The sequence below is a fragment of the Schnuerera sp. genome (assembly GCF_035459645.1).
Classification (GTDB): domain Bacteria; phylum Bacillota; class Clostridia; order Tissierellales; family Tepidimicrobiaceae; genus Schnuerera.
In genome coordinates, this window is the sequence record NZ_DATHXO010000137.1 from 1 (window position 1) to 1,564 (window position 1,564).

General features: G+C 28.8%; 2 protein-coding genes and 1 pseudogene. All 3 read right to left on the bottom strand.

The window, feature by feature from the left end:
* Positions 1 to 368 (bottom strand): annotated as a pseudogene (locus VK998_RS03170) (M18 family aminopeptidase); the annotation flags it as partial.
* 131 nt (positions 369 to 499) lie between these two features.
* Positions 500 to 1,276: a 4-hydroxy-tetrahydrodipicolinate reductase gene (gene dapB / locus VK998_RS03175; RefSeq protein ID WP_325225398.1), complete on the bottom strand. Its 777-nt coding sequence runs from the start codon at positions 1,274 to 1,276 to the stop codon at positions 500 to 502.
* A partial coding sequence (locus VK998_RS03180; RefSeq protein ID WP_325225401.1) for a dihydrodipicolinate synthase family protein occupies positions 1,269 to 1,564 on the bottom strand: 296 nt, incomplete at its 5' end. The genes dapB and VK998_RS03180, both read right to left, overlap by 8 nt.

Below are 1,564 nucleotides of genomic sequence, written 5' to 3' on the forward strand. Positions count from 1 at the left end.
CTATCAAACCAAGTGTTTAATATTGGGCCACCATAGACCTCTGTGTTTAATTTTAAATATTTTCCTTCCACAGTCATTTCAGGATCAGGTTTAATCCTAAAAGTTGGTGAATCTGTATGAGACCCTACAAGCCTAAATCCATCATCTTCTATTTCTCCTTTTCCTATTACGAATGCTATTATTGCTGAACTATTCTTAGATACATAATACTTGCCTTCTTTGTTTAATTTCCATTTGTCCTGTAATTCAATTTTTTTAAACCCTTCTTTTATAAGTATTTCTTCTACATTTTTTGTTGCATGAAATGAACTGTGACTTGCATTGATAAAATCTATTAATTTGTTTGCAAATTCTTGTTCTTTTCCCATAAAATCTTCCTTTCATATTTATTATTCCATTAGTATTGTACATATAAAAACTATATCTTATCTAATTTTTTTATGCAAATAATTAATATTTTAGGCAAAATATAATGCAACTTATTTTTAATACTCAATAGTTATAGTAAATTCTGAATATCATCATTGAAAATGTCGTCCATTGTATAAAATCCTTTTTTTGCAGTAACTATAAATCGAGATGCTTTTATAGCTCCTTGAGCGAAAATTTTCTTAGATAAGGCTGTATGCTTTAATTCTATGATTTCATCAGAACCAGCAAATATTATAGTATGTTCTCCAGGTATGGTTCCACCGCGGATAGAATGGATCCCTATTTCATTGTTTTCTCTCTTTGAATTATTGCCTTCTCTCCCATATATGTATTTATAGCTATTTCCTAAAGCTTCATTAATTACATCAGCTAATAAGTAAGCTGTACCACTAGGTGCATCAGCTTTATTATTATGATGTTTCTCAATAATTTCAATATCAAAATCCTTATTTAAAACCTGACTTATTTCTCTCAAAGCCTTTGATAGAATGTTTATACCTAAGGACATATTTGAAGAATAAAGTATAGGTACCTCTTCTGAAGCCATTTTTATTTTTTCAAATTGTTCTTGAGAAAAACCAGTAGTAGCAATAACTAAGGGTGTTTTCTTCTCTAGAGAATATTCGATTATCCGCTCTAAATAAGAAGGATGAGAAAAGTCAATTATAACATCTACTTCTCCTTTATATTTATAAAGACTATTATATACTGGATATGTTCTTTTAATGTCAAACTTGCTTCTATCTATTCCTGCAACAATTTCCATACCACTTTCCTTTAATAACTGTTCACTTAAAATTTGTCCCATTTTCCCATTTATACCATATACAATAGTTTTAATCATGATATTCTTCCTTTGTAATCAATCCCATTTCAAATAACTCTTTTATTAATATCTCTTTATTTTTATCTTCCATTTCTACTAAAGGCAATCTCAATTCTCCTGCTTCCATTCCTAATAAATTCATAGCTGTTTTAATTGGGATAGGATTAGTTTCTATAAATAATGAATTAATTAATCCATTCATTTTAAGCTGCATTTTCCTTGATTCCTCTATTTTACCTCTGAGATAATGAAATACTAATTCATGAGTCTCATTTGGCAATATATTTGCAACAACAGAAATAACGC